The 16,098-nt window shown below is 39.9% G+C and carries 13 protein-coding genes; 1 reads left to right on the forward strand and 12 read right to left on the reverse strand.

The annotated features are described in order from the left end of the window. Position 1 precedes the first annotated feature (1 nt). The 12 genes from COE25_RS11245 to COE25_RS11300 all read right to left on the reverse strand — a co-directional run bounded on the left by COE25_RS11245 (position 2) and on the right by COE25_RS11300 (position 13,108). A complete protein-coding gene (locus COE25_RS11245; RefSeq protein ID WP_098932710.1) occupies positions 2-271 on the reverse strand; it encodes a ferredoxin family protein in 270 nt (89 codons plus the stop codon). A 1-nt stretch (position 272) separates the two neighbouring features. After that, positions 273-1,565: an FAD-dependent oxidoreductase gene (locus COE25_RS11250; RefSeq protein WP_180247484.1), complete on the reverse strand. Its 1,293-nt coding sequence runs from the start codon at positions 1,563-1,565 to the stop codon at positions 273-275. Further along, the gene (locus COE25_RS11255) at positions 1,558-2,538 is read right to left on the reverse strand and encodes an electron transfer flavoprotein subunit alpha/FixB family protein (protein ID WP_180247485.1); all 981 of its coding nucleotides are present in this window, start codon (positions 2,536-2,538) and stop codon (positions 1,558-1,560) included. Before COE25_RS11255 ends, COE25_RS11250 begins: the two co-directional genes overlap by 8 nt. Before the next feature lie 30 nt (positions 2,539-2,568). Continuing rightward, complete coding sequence (locus tag COE25_RS11260) at positions 2,569-4,518, reverse strand: oxidoreductase (RefSeq protein ID WP_098932713.1); 1,950 nt, start codon at positions 4,516-4,518, stop codon at positions 2,569-2,571. A 44-nt stretch (positions 4,519-4,562) separates the two neighbouring features. Beyond that, complete coding sequence (locus COE25_RS11265) at positions 4,563-4,862, reverse strand: putative quinol monooxygenase (RefSeq protein WP_098932714.1); 300 nt, start codon at positions 4,860-4,862, stop codon at positions 4,563-4,565. A gap of 17 nt (positions 4,863-4,879) precedes the next feature. Then, complete coding sequence (locus COE25_RS11270) at positions 4,880-5,692, reverse strand: sugar phosphate isomerase/epimerase family protein (RefSeq protein ID WP_098932715.1); 813 nt, start codon at positions 5,690-5,692, stop codon at positions 4,880-4,882. Positions 5,693-5,777: 85 nt separating this feature from the next. Then, on the reverse strand, positions 5,778-6,941 hold the full coding sequence (locus tag COE25_RS11275; protein ID WP_098932716.1) for a Gfo/Idh/MocA family protein: 1,164 nt from the start codon (positions 6,939-6,941) through the stop codon (positions 5,778-5,780). Positions 6,942-7,038: 97 nt separating this feature from the next. Beyond that, positions 7,039-8,541, reverse strand: coding sequence for a sugar ABC transporter ATP-binding protein (locus COE25_RS11280; RefSeq protein WP_098932717.1), 1,503 nt, complete (start codon positions 8,539-8,541; stop codon positions 7,039-7,041). 88 nt (positions 8,542-8,629) lie between these two features. Next, positions 8,630-9,646: an ABC transporter permease gene (locus COE25_RS11285; protein ID WP_098932718.1), complete on the reverse strand. Its 1,017-nt coding sequence runs from the start codon at positions 9,644-9,646 to the stop codon at positions 8,630-8,632. Positions 9,647-9,750: 104 nt separating this feature from the next. Continuing rightward, positions 9,751-10,914, reverse strand: coding sequence for a substrate-binding domain-containing protein (locus COE25_RS11290; RefSeq protein ID WP_098932719.1), 1,164 nt, complete (start codon positions 10,912-10,914; stop codon positions 9,751-9,753). Between the two features lie 275 nt (positions 10,915-11,189). Then, positions 11,190-12,200, reverse strand: a complete 1,011-nt coding sequence (locus COE25_RS11295) for a LacI family DNA-binding transcriptional regulator (RefSeq protein ID WP_098932720.1) — start codon at positions 12,198-12,200, stop codon at positions 11,190-11,192. A gap of 194 nt (positions 12,201-12,394) precedes the next feature. After that, a complete protein-coding gene (locus COE25_RS11300) occupies positions 12,395-13,108 on the reverse strand; it encodes a LytR/AlgR family response regulator transcription factor (RefSeq protein WP_098932721.1) in 714 nt (237 codons plus the stop codon). A gap of 280 nt (positions 13,109-13,388) precedes the next feature. On the opposite strand from COE25_RS11300, the gene COE25_RS11305 reads away from it, so the two are divergent. After that, the gene (locus COE25_RS11305) at positions 13,389-15,971 is read left to right on the forward strand and encodes a substrate-binding domain-containing protein (RefSeq protein ID WP_098932722.1); all 2,583 of its coding nucleotides are present in this window, start codon (positions 13,389-13,391) and stop codon (positions 15,969-15,971) included. The last annotated feature ends 127 nt before the right edge of the window (positions 15,972-16,098 follow it).

Consider the following 16,098-nt stretch of genomic DNA (forward strand, 5'->3'; position numbering starts at 1 on the left):
CTTACCCTAGCCTGAACCGAACCCCGCATCCTCCTTGCGGAAAATTCCAGGTTACTGCATCTGTCTCGCAAGAAATGCGGCAGGCACCACATTCGAGGCAGCCGTCGACTACAAATCTCATTTTTCCAGATTCTAATGTAAAACGTTCGGCTGGACAGATATTAAGACAAATTTGTGTAGAACATGTATTGCAAGTCGAGGTATCAACTTTTATATGCGGTGTTTCATCAGGTTTAAAATTAACACGTAAAAGCTTTTCGGTTGTATTCATTCTACATATACCTCCAAATATCAATGCCGTCCTTAATTAATTTCCACGGAGAAACGTTTCCGCGGAGGGAATTTTTCAGAGTTGATGACAAACTCGGTTGAATCGTATCCTCAAAGCCAAATAGGTTTTTGGCTATATTATCAATCAGAATAGGATACTCCTTACCGATGCGCGGATTAGCCAAGACCTTATGCGTCTTCTGAAACTTTTTAAGGTTTTTTCCAACAAAGGACTGATCAAGCTGATGTTTATAGGATGCTAATTTCTGAGCCGATACATTTCCTTGTCTTATACAGTTAACCGCGGTTTTTCCTGCCTCTCTTCCAGAAGCGATGGCATAATTCATACCCTGTATCGAAAAGCCGTTATTGATCACCAACCCCGCAGCATCCCCAGTGACCAAAATCCCATTTCCATATAATTGTGGAACCATGTCCAGTCCAACTTCGGGAACTAAATGAGCACTATATTCCACTAAACTTCCGCCTTCAATAAATTTTTTTATTTGCGGCTGATTTTTAAAGTGTTCTAAAATCGCTCTGGAGTTGACGGAAGTCTCCGCTATTGACCCTAAATTGACGACAATTCCGATTGATAAAGTATTACGGTTCGTATAAATGAAGGCACCGCCATAAACTCCGTTTAAAAACTCTCCAACAAACTCATAGGCACAGCCTTCACTTCCTTTAAGTCCAAAACGCTCGTTAATGGTTTCCTCAGGCAGTGACAGAATTTCTTTAATACCAAGCCCGATATCTTTTGGAGATATATCCTGTTTGAGCAAGCCTGCTTTTTGGGCTACCAAGGAATTCACTCCATCCGCACAAATCACTATATCAGCGTATATATAGCCATCGGTATGATGGGTTTTGACACCTTTTACAAATCCATCCTCCAAAATCACATCTTCCACTAATGTATTGGTTAAAAGGGTCGCCCCCGCTTCTTCCGCTTTATCGGCCAGCCAGCTATCGAAATGAACTCGGTTTAATGTGCAGGCATTATAACCTTCATTTCTTTCTGTCTCATATTGCATTAAAGATAAAGAATCAGCAGTAACCATTCCAATTCCTTTTTTGGTAATCCAACGCTCGATCGGGGCCTCATTCTTCCAGTTCGGGATAAACTCATCCAATATCCCCTTAAACATTACTCCACCGGTTACATTCTTTTCCCCTGGCACAATTGCCCGTTCAATAATACAAACATCCAAACCAGCCCTTGCCATTTCCAGAGCTGCTGCACTCCCGGCCAAACCCGCTCCAACCACGATTACATCAAATTTGCTAGACAACTTGGTCACCTCCTAATCTATCAATAAGAGCTGGTAAAATTTCAAGCGCATCACCTATAATGGCAAGATCTGCAACCTTCAATAAGGGTGCGTTTGGATCTGAATTAATTCCAACAATAACATCCGATTCCTTAATACCGATTAGATGGTGGGGAGCGCCTGAAACGCCTACACCTACATACAATCTTGGAGCAACTACGTTTCCAGTCAGACCAATGAGGCGATTGTGCGGGAGAAACCCGTTATCCACCACAATCCGGCTTCCCCCCAATGTCGCTCCTATTAGACTGGCAAACTGGGAAACTAGCTTTAATCCTTTCTCATTTGCAATACCATCACCCATTGCAACAACAACTTCAGCTTCGGTTAAATCAATATTTTCCGCTTTGGCTTTAAAGGTTTCGATAATTTTCGGCACAATTCCATTAACAAGTGGATCCACTGTCTGAACTGTAACAGGATTGTTTTTTTCAATATAAGGACTTCGGCCAGTGCCACTTGGGATGAGTGTTGCAAAACAAACATTTGAATGTCCTGGCAGTATCCGAACTTCATCCACTTTGCCGGCATAGGTCGATTGATGTATTTTAAAGTCACCAGCTTCAATCGTAATTTGCCGACAAGAATGGAAAAATACGCCGCCCGAGGAAGCTGCGGCAATAGCTAATATGGTTTCTCCCAATAAATTATTGGCCGCCAATAGTAAGCCCAGTTTTGCGCTGCCTACTATATTTCCTATTCCACTGCCCGCTAATTGCCCGCAAGGATCATCGTCTTTCGTAAAAGGCAATTCCCAAAATTCGTCTATGGCAGCTTGTGTTAGTTCCTCCCGGGAGATCGTTTCGCTGTAGGCCGCCCCTATTAGGCTCCCTCCCAAAAGATTGGCCAGCTTTCTGCCGTCCTTAACGATATTCTTACTATCCTCCGTGATTTTTCCTTCTTCTCCTTCAATAAAAACAAGGACATTTTTCATACCAGGATGCTCCCCTCTAAACATTCCGATCTATAGTTTGCGCCCAATTTCCTCTCCATCCCAAACCGCTTGCTCGATCATCCTTGGTGCAGCACTATCACCAATACGATAGATTTCCTTACACTTGCCTTTTAAGGAGAAGTATAAATCAGTGTTAGAGCCGTTTTGGGTGGCATAGACAAAGGAATCGTATCCATCCATTTCGACTTCCTTTTCAGTGTATACATTTTTTAGCACCGCACGATTTCCATTAATCGACTCAACTTCATGATGCGGTGTCATTTCTACATCCATTTCCATAAAGCGTTGATAGAACATTACCTGATTACTTGGTTCCAAATTTTCTCCTACAAAGCTTAAATGCGTGACGATATTTACATGTGCGCCTTGAGAAGCTAATAATTCAGCCACTCCTGCCCCCTTGTAATGCCCATTTTGATCGATAAACAATACTCGATTTCCGACTGTTGCTTTTCCGTCAATCACATCATAAACACTGTAGACATTTTCCTGGTTGCCACCTGGAATATCCAACGGTAAAACTCTGGAACCCGTTGCGATCACTACTACATCCGGATTAAAATCCAGTACGGTCTTTTCATCCGCTTCCATGTTATAGTAAATTTCTACACCCAGACGATTTACACGCTTAATTAAATGAGAGATAACGCCATGTACCTGATCTCGGTGTGGCAGCTTACTTGCTAAAAGAATCTGGCCACCCAACTTATCATCTTTCTCTAGTAATATAACTTGATGTCCTCTTAAGGCGGCAATTTCACTTACCTTCAAGCCGGCTACACCCCCGCCGACCACGACAACCCGTTTTTTCTTGTCTGCTTCTTTTAATGTGCCGATGCCAAGTTCCTTTTCAAGCCCTACAGCAGGATTGTGAATGCATCGAATCGGTTTATCCTGCATGACTTGGTAGATACATCCATCATTACAAGCGATACAGTTTCGAATATCCTCTTCATCGCCGCGTTGAGCTTTATTTGGAAGCTCCGGATCTGCGATTAAGGCCCTGGCCATTCCTACCAGATCAGCATGACCATCTGCTAAAATCTTCTCTGCTTGAACAGGATCATTGAGTCGGCCAAAAGAGATAATTGGCAGATTGATAATTTCTTTTAGAGAAGCACCCATGTAGACAGCGAAACCGGCAGGAACAGACATAGGCGGGATTTCCATATAAAAACTGGAGAAGGAGCCTGCATCGGTATTGATGTAGGTTACTTGACCTGTTTCCTCAAAAGCCTTTGCCAGTTTAATTCCATATTCAAGGTCGTAGCCCCAAGGGGTAAACTCATCCAGGCAAAGACGAATACCTACCGGGTAATCATCCCCCACGGCTTTCCGTACTGCTCGGAGGACCTCCATTGGCAGTCTCAATCGATTTTCAAATGAACCGCCATATTCATCGGTACGTTTATTAAAAAATTCGGAGACAAAAGAGCGTAATAAACCATCATGTGCCACTTTAATCTCTACACCATCAAACCCCGCTTGTTTATAGTGATAAGCTGATTTGGCAAATCCTTCAATCGTTTCTTGGATATCTTCTATTTCCATTTCCTTTGTATTGAATGGACTAGACGGTTCCGCCATTTGGGAAGGAGCTAATAAAATTTGTGGAGGATTCTTTATAGTAGTGTGACCAGCATGGTTAATTTGGCCAAAGATTTTCGCACCATTTTCATGGACCATGTCAGCATACATACGCAATCCTGGAACAATTTTAGGGTCCCATCCACGGACAAATCGATTGGACATTTGTCCAGATAATGTAGCGGCTATGCCATACATGATAATTAAACCGGCTCCGCCTTTCGCACGTTCAGCATAATAGCGTGCTTCCCGTTCATGCGGCATACCATCTTCATATGTCAAAGCATCAAAATGCGGCTGAAAAACAATTCGGTTTTTAATCGTTACATTTCCAAGCTTAAACGGTGTAAACAAATAATCAAAGTTACTCATTACAGTCTCTCCTTTAGATCACGTTGAGTTCCCCCGAACAATGGTTATCGAGAGATTGAGGCAATTTCTTCAAAATGGCTGATTTTAATTTCATCATACAAAATAGATTCTAGTTTTTTAAGCAATGCCTTCATATGTGGTGTCGAGTCATGGATTTCCAAGGCAGCATGGTTTATATATTTTTCATAGAAAGTAAATTGTCCCGGAGTATTTTTTACACGATGAAGGATATAGACAAGCGCACCTTCCTCATTTTGAACCTCAGAAACCATATGGACGAGCGCATCTTCAAGTTCTTTTTCTTTCCCTGGCTTAGCTTTTAAAGTAGCAGTGAAAACGATCATTTGTATCTCCTCCAGACCTACTTAAAATATTTCTCTAAATAACGGTAACTGTGCTCTGCCAGGTATTCCACATCGTCTCCGATATCATTGGCCTCGACTGTGAATTCAACGTTGTTTCCATGATTTTGAATGATATTAAAAATCTCCTCAAAATTCACATCACCCTTGCCTAGCGGCTGGAATTTTCCAACCCCAAAATCCTTCAAATGCATATAACGAATTCTATCAACATATCTTTTTACGACTGCCAGTGCATCTCCTCCAGCACCATGGATATGGCCTGTATCGACACAAAGATTGATTTTCGTCTGCGGCATCAGTTGATCGAGTTGTTCCTCTGTTTCTACCATGGAGTCAAGATGGTGATGGAAGCTGGCCATTAACCCATTCTCTTCACATAAATCCACAACTCTATCTAAGCCCGATGCAAGTTTCGTAAAATCACTTTCCCTGATACCGTCCCGTCTTACTGCTCCGCCCCCGACAATCAGGTGCTTTGCTCCAAATACTTTTGCTGCTGTAATGGCCTTGTCAATTTTGTAAAATTCTTCTTCAAGGATTTCATCGAATATAAAGTTAGCAGCGGTATAAACAGCCGCTAATTCTACTTGGTTTTCTCTCAACAGGTCAGTAAATTCATCTCTTCTATTAATATAGCTATATAAATTCCCATCAAAGATCTCAATTCTCCCAAAGCCCGTTTTACCAATGATCTTAACCGCCTCTTCGATAGAGCCCGTAGACAAGTAGAACAAATCTTTGATCGATGGAACGCCATTTGGATGGCCCACTGTATAGCCCCATGCATTTGTCATAAATCCAATTTTCATAAACAATCCTACTCTCTTTGTGAAAATAAATACAAAATGATTCGAAAAGAAGAACGTGAAAAGGGAGATGGTGACTCCCTATTATTTATTCCCTTTCAATCTTTTCCCACTGTCTTGAATTAGCCGATTTTTCCACCGCATCCAGAACAGCCTGATTGCGAACTCCATCAACAAAATTCGGGGATGGGCTGTATCCATTTGTAATTCCATCCATCAGATCTGACATCAGGTTAATAAAGGTATGCTCATAGCCGATAATGAGGCCTGGTGGCCAGTACGCTCCGGCATAAGGATGATGCTCTTCCGTACAGTTGATGGTGCGGAACCCTTGCAGCCCCGGCTCATCATCCGTAAAATACACTTGGAGGTTATTCATATTCTCTAAATCCCAGCGGATGGATCCTTTTTCGCCATTAATTTCAAAGCGATTACCATTACGATTGCCAGCTGCTACACGAGTTGCATCAAATACACCCAGCGCTCCGTTTTCAAAGCGGGCTAAAAAAGCGGTGGCATCATCCACTTCAACAGTGCCTTTGGCCGTTTTATCGCCTATTGCTTTTAAGCCAAAGCTCGCTTTCTCAAGCGGCCGTTCCTTAATAAACGTTTCCATCATACTTGTTACTTCTGTAAATTCCCCGACCAAAAACCGCGCCAGGTCCAAAATATGGGCTGCTATATCTCCCAAAGCTCCTGATCCAGTTACATCCTTCCGCAAGCGCCAGACCAATGGGAAGTCGGGATTTATAATAAAGTCCTGTAAATAGGTGGCGCGTATATGATAAATTTTGCCAAGCCGACCTTCCGAAATCAGTTTCTTGGCGTATTGTACTGCTGGTGCATAACGGTAAGCGTGGCCGATCATGTGCACTACCCCAGCCTTCTGAACCGCCTCAAGCATTCGCTTGGCTTCCGATAACGTCATCGCCAGCGGCTTTTCACAAAATACATGTTTTCCTGCTTCTGCTGCAGCAATCGCTATTTCCGCATGTGTATGGTTTGGAGATACAATATCAATCAGGTCAATGTCATCCCGTTCGATCAAACGCCGCCAATCCGTTTCATAAGAAGCAAATCCCATTTTTTCAGCTGCTTCCCTAACACCGTCCTCATTCCGTCCAGCAATCGCCTGTAATACCGGAACAGTTTCTGGGTCAAAATAAAACGGTAAATCACGGAAAGCATGACTGTGTGCCTTTGCGACAAACTTATATCCGATCATTCCTATCCTAACTTTCTTTTTACCCAACAGAGTTCACGATCCTTCCTTCATTAAGTAATCGATTACATATATTCAAAATAAACAAGAGTACAAAAACGTTAATGATCCATTTTATCATTCAATTTTAATGTTGGATGGCGTGCTCTAATTCAGCCTCGGAGTGGATCTGCTCCCCATCTAATTCACCAGTGATCCTTCCATCCTTTAGGACAATGATTCTGTCACAGATTGCCATAAGCTCAGCCAATTCGGAAGATATGAGGATGACACCGAGACCTTTATCAGCCAAACTCCTTATCACATTAACGATTTCACCTTTAGCACCTATATCCACACCTGCTGTCGGTTCATCCATGATCAGTACCTTTGGATTTGTTTCTAACCATTTTGCGATAACAACCTTTTGCTGATTACCACCCGATAATAGCGAGATTACTTTATTCATAGAATCTGTTTTGATCGATAGCTCATCAATATAGGAGTTAACCTTTTCTGCTACGCGCTTTTTATCTACTACAAAGCCTTTTCTCAATTTACTTATTACAGGCAAGACCATGTTATCTTTTACCGAATGGATTAATACTAATCCTTGCCTTCTTCTGTCTTCAGGGATCAAAGCAATTCCAGCATTAATACCATCTTTTACAGATTTAATTTTGACCTTTTGATTATCTAGGATGATTTCTCCCTCTTTTGCAGGATTAAGTCCAAATATAGCCTCCGCGATTTCGGTTCTTCCAGATCCCATCAATCCAGCAAACCCGATGATTTCACCCTTTTTTAAACTAAATTCAATATCCTTAATTTTGTCGTTAATAGAAAGGTTTTTTACCTCTAAAATGTTTGAACCGGTTAGTTTCTTTTCTCTTTTTATTCGTTTGAATGCTTTTTCCACAGATGTACTTCCGAGGAGGTGATGGATGATGGATTCCATCGTCAAGCTCTTGGTTTCTGTTGTTATCACATGGCGTCCATCTCTCATGACCGTGATTGTGTCTGTAATCTGGAATATTTCATGCATCCGATGAGAAATGTAAATGATGGTAACTCCTTTTTTCTTGAGCTTCTCGACAATACCAAAGAGTATTTGTGTTTCAGCTTCTGTAAGAGAGGCTGTTGGTTCGTCCATGACCAAAATTTTTGCTTCAAGGGATAAGGCTTTTGCTATTTCAATCAGCTGACAATATCCTACACCTAACGTATTGACAGTTGTACCAGGGTCAACATCTATTTCAAATGCTTCCAATAGTTCAGCTGCCCTTCTTTCCAATTCCTTCTTATTGATTATTTGCAGCCCTTTTTCTTTTACCTTCTGGTTAAGGAAGATGTTCTCAGCCACTGTCATAGTGGGGATTAAGCTCATTTCCTGAAAGATCATTCGAATACCATGCTGACTGGAATCCTTCGTTGATGATATCTTGATTGGCTGTCGGTTTACTTTGACCGTTCCAGAGTCGGAAGTGTATACCCCTGTTAATATTTTCATCATGGTGGATTTACCCGCGCCATTTCCACCTACTAGGGCATGTACTTCACCCTTTTTTATTTTTAGATTAATATTGTGCAACACTTGTATTCCATTAAACGACTTGTTTATATTTTCCATTTCAAGGATGTATTCACTCATTGTTTATCACCTCTTGATTGTACCCTTCTCACAAGGTTCTTCCGTAGAGCCTTAAGGAATGGCAACTTGATTACAAACTATAGTTCTATTAATTTCTAGCCTTTTTCCGAGTTCCTAATGTACTAAGTGCTACAAACAGGATGATAATCCCGCCTCGAACCATCATTTGCTGACTTATGCTTAATCCCCCAATGATCAGACCATTGTTAATGATACCCATAAGCAAGGAACCGATGACAGAGCCGATCACAGTACCTACGCCGCCCGCCATGCTCGTTCCGCCAAGAATTACCGCTGCGATAACAGAAAGTTCATCGCCCTCACCGAAAGTGTATCTCGCTGTCTGCACTCTTCCTGCATAAAGCATGCCGGCAAAACTCGCTGCAATACCAGAGATGACGAAAACGGAAATTTTGATTCTGTTTACATTAATACCGGTATATTTCGCAGATAATTCATTACCGCCAGTAGCCATCACCTTTTTACCAAATGGCAGTTTATTCAAAACAAAATAACCAATCACCAGGGCAACAACTGTCCATATTAAAAGAATAGGAATAGGTCCAATTTGACCAAGACCAAAGAAAAAATTATAGTGATCATTTGTAATGGGCACGGCCGCAGTGTTTGTTGTCCACATAGCAGCACCTTTGACAATACTTAACATACCAAGTGTCACGAGGAACGAAGGGATACCTACTTTCGTTACAAAGACACCGTTAATTAAACCTACAGATGCACCAAGCGCCATACCCGCTAATATGGCAAGAAAAATACTATCAGTACTTTGTAACACCAGAGCTACGATAATAGATGACAACGCTACTGTTGAGCCAATCGAAAGGTCGATTTCCTTGGCACCAATAACAAATGTACATGCCACAGCCATAATGGAAATCATGGCAGTTTGCTTAGTAATATTTAAAATATTGTTCACTGAGAAAAATTTATCGCCAAACAAAAGGGCAAAAGAAACCAAGACGATAACAAAAATAATATAAACCATGTAGTTACTAAAATTTATATTTACTTTTTTTCTTTGCTTACTTTGCTTACCTTGCTTACTTTCTACTGGAAGTTCAACAAGTTTTTTTGCAGTCTGCATACATAACCACCTCATTATTTGAATTCATTTCGTTCATTTTGGAAGGTTAATAGTTAAGCAGCATCCCTGCTGTTTAACTATTACTGTAAGGAATGCATCCTTCATTACTTACCTTTCTTTAAAGCTTTTTCCACTACAGACGGAGCGTCCTTATGGTAGGCAATTTGAAATGCATCAACTACATTCTCTTTCATGACAGGAAGTGCAGGCGGACAAATATAGGTAGGACCTTGTTTTCCAAGTAGAGCATAAGCAGCCGCCATTGCTTCGGCAATACCTTGATCATAAGAACGTGGAGCAGCTGTTCCTCGAATCATGCCATCTTCAGCAATCATCCTTGCAGTGTTTTCTCCTAGGTCAACAGTAGTAATAACTAAATCATTTTTCCCGGCTGACTTTGCTGATGCGATGACTGCTTCTGCTATTACATCCCAACTAGCATAGACTCCCTTTAAGTTCGGCTGATTTACTAACAATCCGTCCGCAACTTCACCGACTTTGTTCGGATCTGCAAATGGCGATTCAGCAACCAATTTGATATTTGGATATTTTTTAATTTGATCCTTAAATCCTCTATCACGTTCATTGGTTACAAAGAATACTGCATCATAGTAAACCATAGCTACTTCACCTTTGTAGCCAATTTGCTGAGCCAGCATATCTGCTGCTGCTACCCCGTTTCCATAACTATCTGCATTCACAAGAGATGCATAATCTTTTCCAGGTTTAAAACCCTTCGGTGTATTTTCCATAAATACTAGTTTTGTACCAGCTTTTGCAACTTCTTTATATGCAGATGCAGTTGCTTCCGGATCTACAGGCATTGTAATCATGACATCCGGTTTAAGGGCCATTGTACTTTCAATGTTAGCAATCTCGGTCTGAGCATTGAAATTGGCGTCTGTCACTGAAACAACCTCAACTCCAAGCTCTTCAAGTAAGGTCTTAGCAGCAGCCAATTTCACTTGGTTCGGCGCGTTACTTTGCATATGATAAACAAATGCAGCTTTGAAATTTCCATCTTTTAGTTTCTGTTTTTCTGCATCTGTCAAGGTTAATTCTGAAGGAGAAACTGCTTTCTCACCATTTGGTCCAACCCCTAAAACCGTTGTCGGATTAAGATCAATTTCTTTTACAGGTGCTGTTGCAGCCGCATCCTTTGAAGCTGAAGTACCTGAAGACTTTTCTGTAGTTGCTGTAGAACCACATGCAACCAAACTAAGTGTTAATCCAACAGTCATACCTAGTGATAATAATTTTTTACGCATACTGTTCCTCCTAATAACAATTATTTTTTGATCTTTTATCAGGGCATTTTCTTGACTAACCTATAATTCCTGAATTTAGCAGACCCAACCTTTTCCTAGAACTACGGATGAACAATGTAAACTTAACCAGCTATTGAACCCCATTAGAATTGTAAAGGATTACATAAATGTTCATCGGTCTAATCGTTTTAAAGCAATGCCATTTCCTTTCCAAAACCACCTCCTTTCTACAGGTTCTTTATATTAACCCGCGTCATTTTCAAAAAATCCAGATGTTAAAATGAATGGGGATAATAGTTAATACATGTTTTTCTAACCTTCAAGTGATGGGGCAAAACGATTTGCTTTCTGGTTAGATTCCCTTTTTCAATAATAGTTAACAACATTTGCATCGCCTGATAACCCATGTCATATCGTGGTTGTGAGATAGTAGTCAGTTCCGGTTCGACAAGCTTACAAAGCGGAATATCGTCAAATCCGATAACAGAGATATCATTAGGAACTTTTAACCCTCTTTGTTTAATCGCCTTCATCGCTCCAACAGCCATTTCATCATTTGTTGCGAATACGGCTGTGGGCGGGTCGTCCAACGCTAGGAGCTTCAGCATGGTTTCATATCCTGAAGTAACCGAAAAATCTCCTTCTTGAATCAACACTCCCTCAATCGAGATTTCATTTAGATTCAATGCCTGATAATAACCTTTCACTCGATCCTTGCTTAAGATAACTCCTAGAGGTCCAGTAATTAAGCCAATCCTCCTATGACCGATATGAATGAGGTGTTCGACTGCTTCCCGGGCTGCGCTGACATTATCAATCGCGACCGTTGGTATATCAAAACCATCTATATACTCACAAGCCAAAACTACCGGGATTTCCTGGCTGGCTGCCAGAATTTCTTCTTTCGGGAGTCTTGCGGTTGCCAAGATAAGACCGTCGACAACACGCTCTTTTACAAGATTAATATAAACCCTCTCCTGTTCAAGACTATTACCAGTGTCTCCCAATAAAACATGATAGCCATATTCTAAGGCAACATCTTTGAACCCTTGAAGAATACTTGAGAAAAAGGGATTGGTGATATCGGGTACGACTGCCATCACTGTTTTTGAGGACATTTTTCTAAGATTACTCGCCAGACGGTTTGGCTTATATTCCAGCTGGTTTACTACTTCCAATACCTTGTCACGTGTTTTTGAAGAAACATTCTCGTTTTTTGATAAAACTCTGGAAACAGTGGCTGTTGAAACCTTAGCCATTTTTGCTACATCTATGATCCCAACCATCTTTTTTCTATTCCTTTCATATTCTCTATACTTGGATTGTAATCGTTTACAAAATTGTTGTCTAACTTCCTCTAGACAAGCTTTTCGTCTAATTAGGCTAGTATTTTTTCCTTTAAGACAAACGTTTTGTTCATTCGGACAAAAAATTCATAATTTTATAAAAAATAAAAAATGAGGCTCATTGAAACTGAGCCTCATAGCGATTTGCTTTTTTGTAATTCTGTTAATTTTTGCTTTGAAACTCTTGCCGTCTCCACATAATTTTTAAAATGAGCTTTATACGTTTGACCAGCAACTTCAATCTTAGATAGATGTTGTAAATTTATAATATAAGAACGATGGGAGGCAACAAATCGGGAATCAAGGATTTCTTCTAGATTAGTTAAGGCCTCATTAAACTCAATTTTTTGGTCCATCGTATGAATGACAGACTTACGGTCTGCCTTTTCAATAAAAATAATTTCATCTAAAGGAATAAAGGAATAATGATTTTGCTGCTTAATCATTAAATCCTTTTTAATTGAAGACTGTTGAATTGTGACGTTCTTATTCTTTAAGGTAGCCGCTCGATCTAAAGCGGCATAAAGCCTTTCACGCTCAACAGGTTTCACGATGTAATCGATTGCATTTACACCAAAAGCTTCTAACGCATATTCATCATGTCCAGTGATGAAGATTACTTGTAAAGAAGGAACAATTTTTTTACAAGACTTCACTGCTTCCATTCCATTCAATAATGGCATATTAATATCAACTAATACAAGATCAGGCTTTTCCATCATTACCTTTTTGATTAAATCCTCACCATTTACTGCTTCACCGACAATTTGGTAGTTGGGCACATGTTTAACCAGATGCTTCAACAATTTTCTAGATGCCGGGTTGTCCTCTGCAATCAAAATTCTCATTGATCATCCCTCATATAGTTCCGTTAGTTTTTAAAGGCTTTTACGATTAGTTAAGACTTTGTTACGGCAATATGCTAATAATATGATATCTATAGTTTTTAATAGGGTTAGGAAGCGTTTGCAAACTAGATAATAACAGTATAAATCATTTACATAACCTTAAGGAAGTATTTTTAAAACAAAAGGGTTTACTATTTTTGGAAATTTCGTAATCACGGAACTTGGGAACAGAGTAAATACAAAAGGCGTAATCTCGTTTAAATACGGGCAAGGAGGAAAAATGGAATTCACCAGTAATGAAAACTTATATAAGGAAGTTCTTCGGACCATGTCGGAATGTGTGATTATCCAAGAAAAGTCAGGTAAAATAGTTGCATTGAATGAAAATGTTGAAAAGGTATTGGGTATCAAATCGGAATTATTAACTGAATCCATGATGATGCAATTTGAATTCGTAAAAGAAGATGGATCTAGTTTACCTTATTCCGAGTTACCTGTAGTTAATACCCTTAATCAAGGTATCCCCTTTCAAGATTTTATCATAGGAGTAAGTGACAGGAATCGTGACATGAAATGGCTTTCCATAAATTCAACACCAATTAAAATACAAGAATATGGGGAACAGGCTGCCCTTGTTACAATTTCTGATATCACTGAACGCAAAAAAATGGAACATGCAATCATTCAAGCAAAAGAAGAAGCCGAAAAAGCAAATTTGGCAAAATCAGACTTTCTATCAAAGATGAGTCATGAACTGCGTACCCCGTTAAATGGAATTCTTGGCTTTGCCCAGCTATTAGAAATGGATAAATCTTTAAATGATGAGCAGCGTGATTTTGTACATGAGATCTTACTCGGAGGAGGCCATTTATTAAATTTAATCAATGATATTTTAGATTTATCAAGAATAGAGACAGGAAAATTAAAAGTTTCGATTGAAGAAATTGATATTCTCAATATTATCAATGAATGTATCAATATCGTTCAGCCGCTGGCAAATAAGAAAAACATCAGTATTCATAAACAATTGGATCAATCACAAAACACATTCGTGCTTGCCGATCCCATTCGTCTTAAACAAATTCTTTTTAATCTGCTCGATAATGCCATTAAGTATAACCGAGAATCTGGAAAGGTAAAAATCACCTGTCATATGGAAGGAGACGAACAGGTAATTCATATTGTTGATACAGGTGAAGGTCTTTCAGTTGAAGAATATCATAAGGTATTTGTACCGTTTTATAGAATTGAAGGAACACAAGAAGAAGGTACAGGCATTGGCTTGTCACTAGTGAAACAACTCGTACAACTAATGGGGGGGAAAATTAGTGTAACGAGCAAAAAAGGAAAAGGCAGTGATTTTTGCCTTCGCCTCCCTCTTCCTCATGAATTAAAAGCGGCGGTGCAATGGGGTGAAAAAGTGGAATCCCCTCAAGCTAAGGGCGGAAGGGTGGATCATTACCATTTGCTATATATTGAAGATAATGAGTCCAATTTACACTTTGTCCACAGTATCATAAAATCGCAGCCCTCCTTTTCGCTTTTAGTAGCTCGCACTGGAAAAGAAGGATTAGAAATGGCAAAGACAGAAAAAGTAGATTTAATATTACTTGACCTTAATCTGCCGGATATCCATGGCTATGAAGTGTTTGAAATTTTAAAATCTGGTGCAAAAACTAAAGATATAGCAATTATAGCTATTAGTGCAAACGCTATGCCTCAGGACATTCAACAAACATTAGAAAAAGGGTTTATTAATTATGTGACAAAACCTTTTAATGTAAAAGAGTTTATGTCCATTATACGTGAGACGCTAAATAGTACCATTAACCAAAATATTCCAGACAATAAGATCTTAAGTACTGGGCCACATGGGGAAGAAGCGGTTTCCGCAAAAACACTCCAGTTATCCTGGAAAGACCTAAACAAGCTTAAGGAGCACAAATTTAAGGTTGCAATTGCTATGCATATTACTGGAAATGAGTGGTCAAGGTCTGTAATAGAAGGATTAAAGACCACTTTTGGTAAAATGGGCACTGAGATTCTAGCAGTGACTGATGCCCAATTTAACTGGGAAAAGCAAGTGACTGATATCGAAAGTATTTTAGCCAAAAAGCCGGATATTATCGTAAGTGTTCCCGTAGACCCTGTATTTACAGCAAAAGCCTTTCAAAAAGCAGTTCAAGCAGGTGTTAAGCTCGTATTTATGGACAATACACCAAAGGGCTTACAGCCCGGGAAGGATTATTTAAGCGTCGTTTCCGCTGACAATTACGGAAACGGTGTCGAGGCCGCTCTTATCATGGTAGAGAAATTAGGTGGGGTGGGCCAGATAGGTGTGATTTATCACGAATCTGATTTCTTTGCAACTAAACAAAGATTGAAAGCATTTGAAATAACGATAAATGAAAAATTCCCTGACATTCAAATCGTTGCTCGCAGTGGTTTTACAAGTCCAAATGAGGGGGAAAAGGTAGCGGCCGCTATGCTGACCAATCACCCAGATTTGAATGGAATCTTTGTGGTATGGGATATACTTGCTGAAGGAGCTATAGTTGCAGCCCTTGCTATAGATAGAGATGATTTAGTCATCACGACAATCGATTTAGGAGCTAATGTAGCCTTAGAAATGGCTAAAGATGGACTTATCAAAGGATTGGGTGCCCAGATGCCATTCCATCAGGGAGTTGCTGAGGCGCTGTTGGCCGGGTATGCGCTGCTAGGTAAGCAAGCTCCACCCTATGTAGCTGTCCCAGCTCAAAAAGTAACAAAAGAAAATCTCCTTGACGCTTGGAAACTAGTCTATAACGAAGAAGCTCCTGATGCTATTCAAAAATGTTTCAAAAATCAACCGAAGGTTTGATTAATTTTTTAAGCACCATTTTATCATTTGATATAAAGATTTTATTATTTTTACCAAGGTTTAATTAATTTTAATTCAATAGAGTAGGGTAGCCTCTTTCGAAACTACCTCCGGGTAGAAAGGTCGC

This window comes from Bacillus sp. AFS031507 (genome assembly GCF_002584635.1).
Classification (GTDB): Bacteria; Bacillota; Bacilli; order Bacillales; family Cytobacillaceae; genus Neobacillus.

Bases quoted from the DNA above. Each gene is read 5' to 3' on its own strand.
- COE25_RS11270 (WP_098932715.1), bottom strand. From the start codon at position 5,692: ATGAAAATTGGATTTATGACAAATGCATGGGGCTATACAGTGGGCCAT.
- COE25_RS11285 (WP_098932718.1), bottom strand. From the start codon at position 9,646: ATGCAGACTGCAAAAAAACTTGTTGAACTTCCAGTAGAAAGTAAGCAA.
- COE25_RS11300 (WP_098932721.1), bottom strand. From the start codon at position 13,108: ATGAGAATTTTGATTGCAGAGGACAACCCGGCATCTAGAAAATTGTTG.
- COE25_RS11245 (WP_098932710.1), bottom strand. From the start codon at position 271: ATGAATACAACCGAAAAGCTTTTACGTGTTAATTTTAAACCTGATGAA.
- COE25_RS11290 (WP_098932719.1), bottom strand. From the start codon at position 10,914: ATGCGTAAAAAATTATTATCACTAGGTATGACTGTTGGATTAACACTT.
- COE25_RS11280 (WP_098932717.1), bottom strand. From the start codon at position 8,541: ATGAGTGAATACATCCTTGAAATGGAAAATATAAACAAGTCGTTTAAT.
- COE25_RS11265 (WP_098932714.1), bottom strand. From the start codon at position 4,862: ATGATCGTTTTCACTGCTACTTTAAAAGCTAAGCCAGGGAAAGAAAAA.
- COE25_RS11295 (WP_098932720.1), bottom strand. From the start codon at position 12,200: ATGGTTGGGATCATAGATGTAGCAAAAATGGCTAAGGTTTCAACAGCC.
- COE25_RS11305 (WP_098932722.1), top strand. From the start codon at position 13,389: ATGGAATTCACCAGTAATGAAAACTTATATAAGGAAGTTCTTCGGACC.
- COE25_RS11260 (WP_098932713.1), bottom strand. From the start codon at position 4,518: ATGAGTAACTTTGATTATTTGTTTACACCGTTTAAGCTTGGAAATGTA.
- COE25_RS11255 (WP_180247485.1), bottom strand. From the start codon at position 2,538: ATGAAAAATGTCCTTGTTTTTATTGAAGGAGAAGAAGGAAAAATCACG.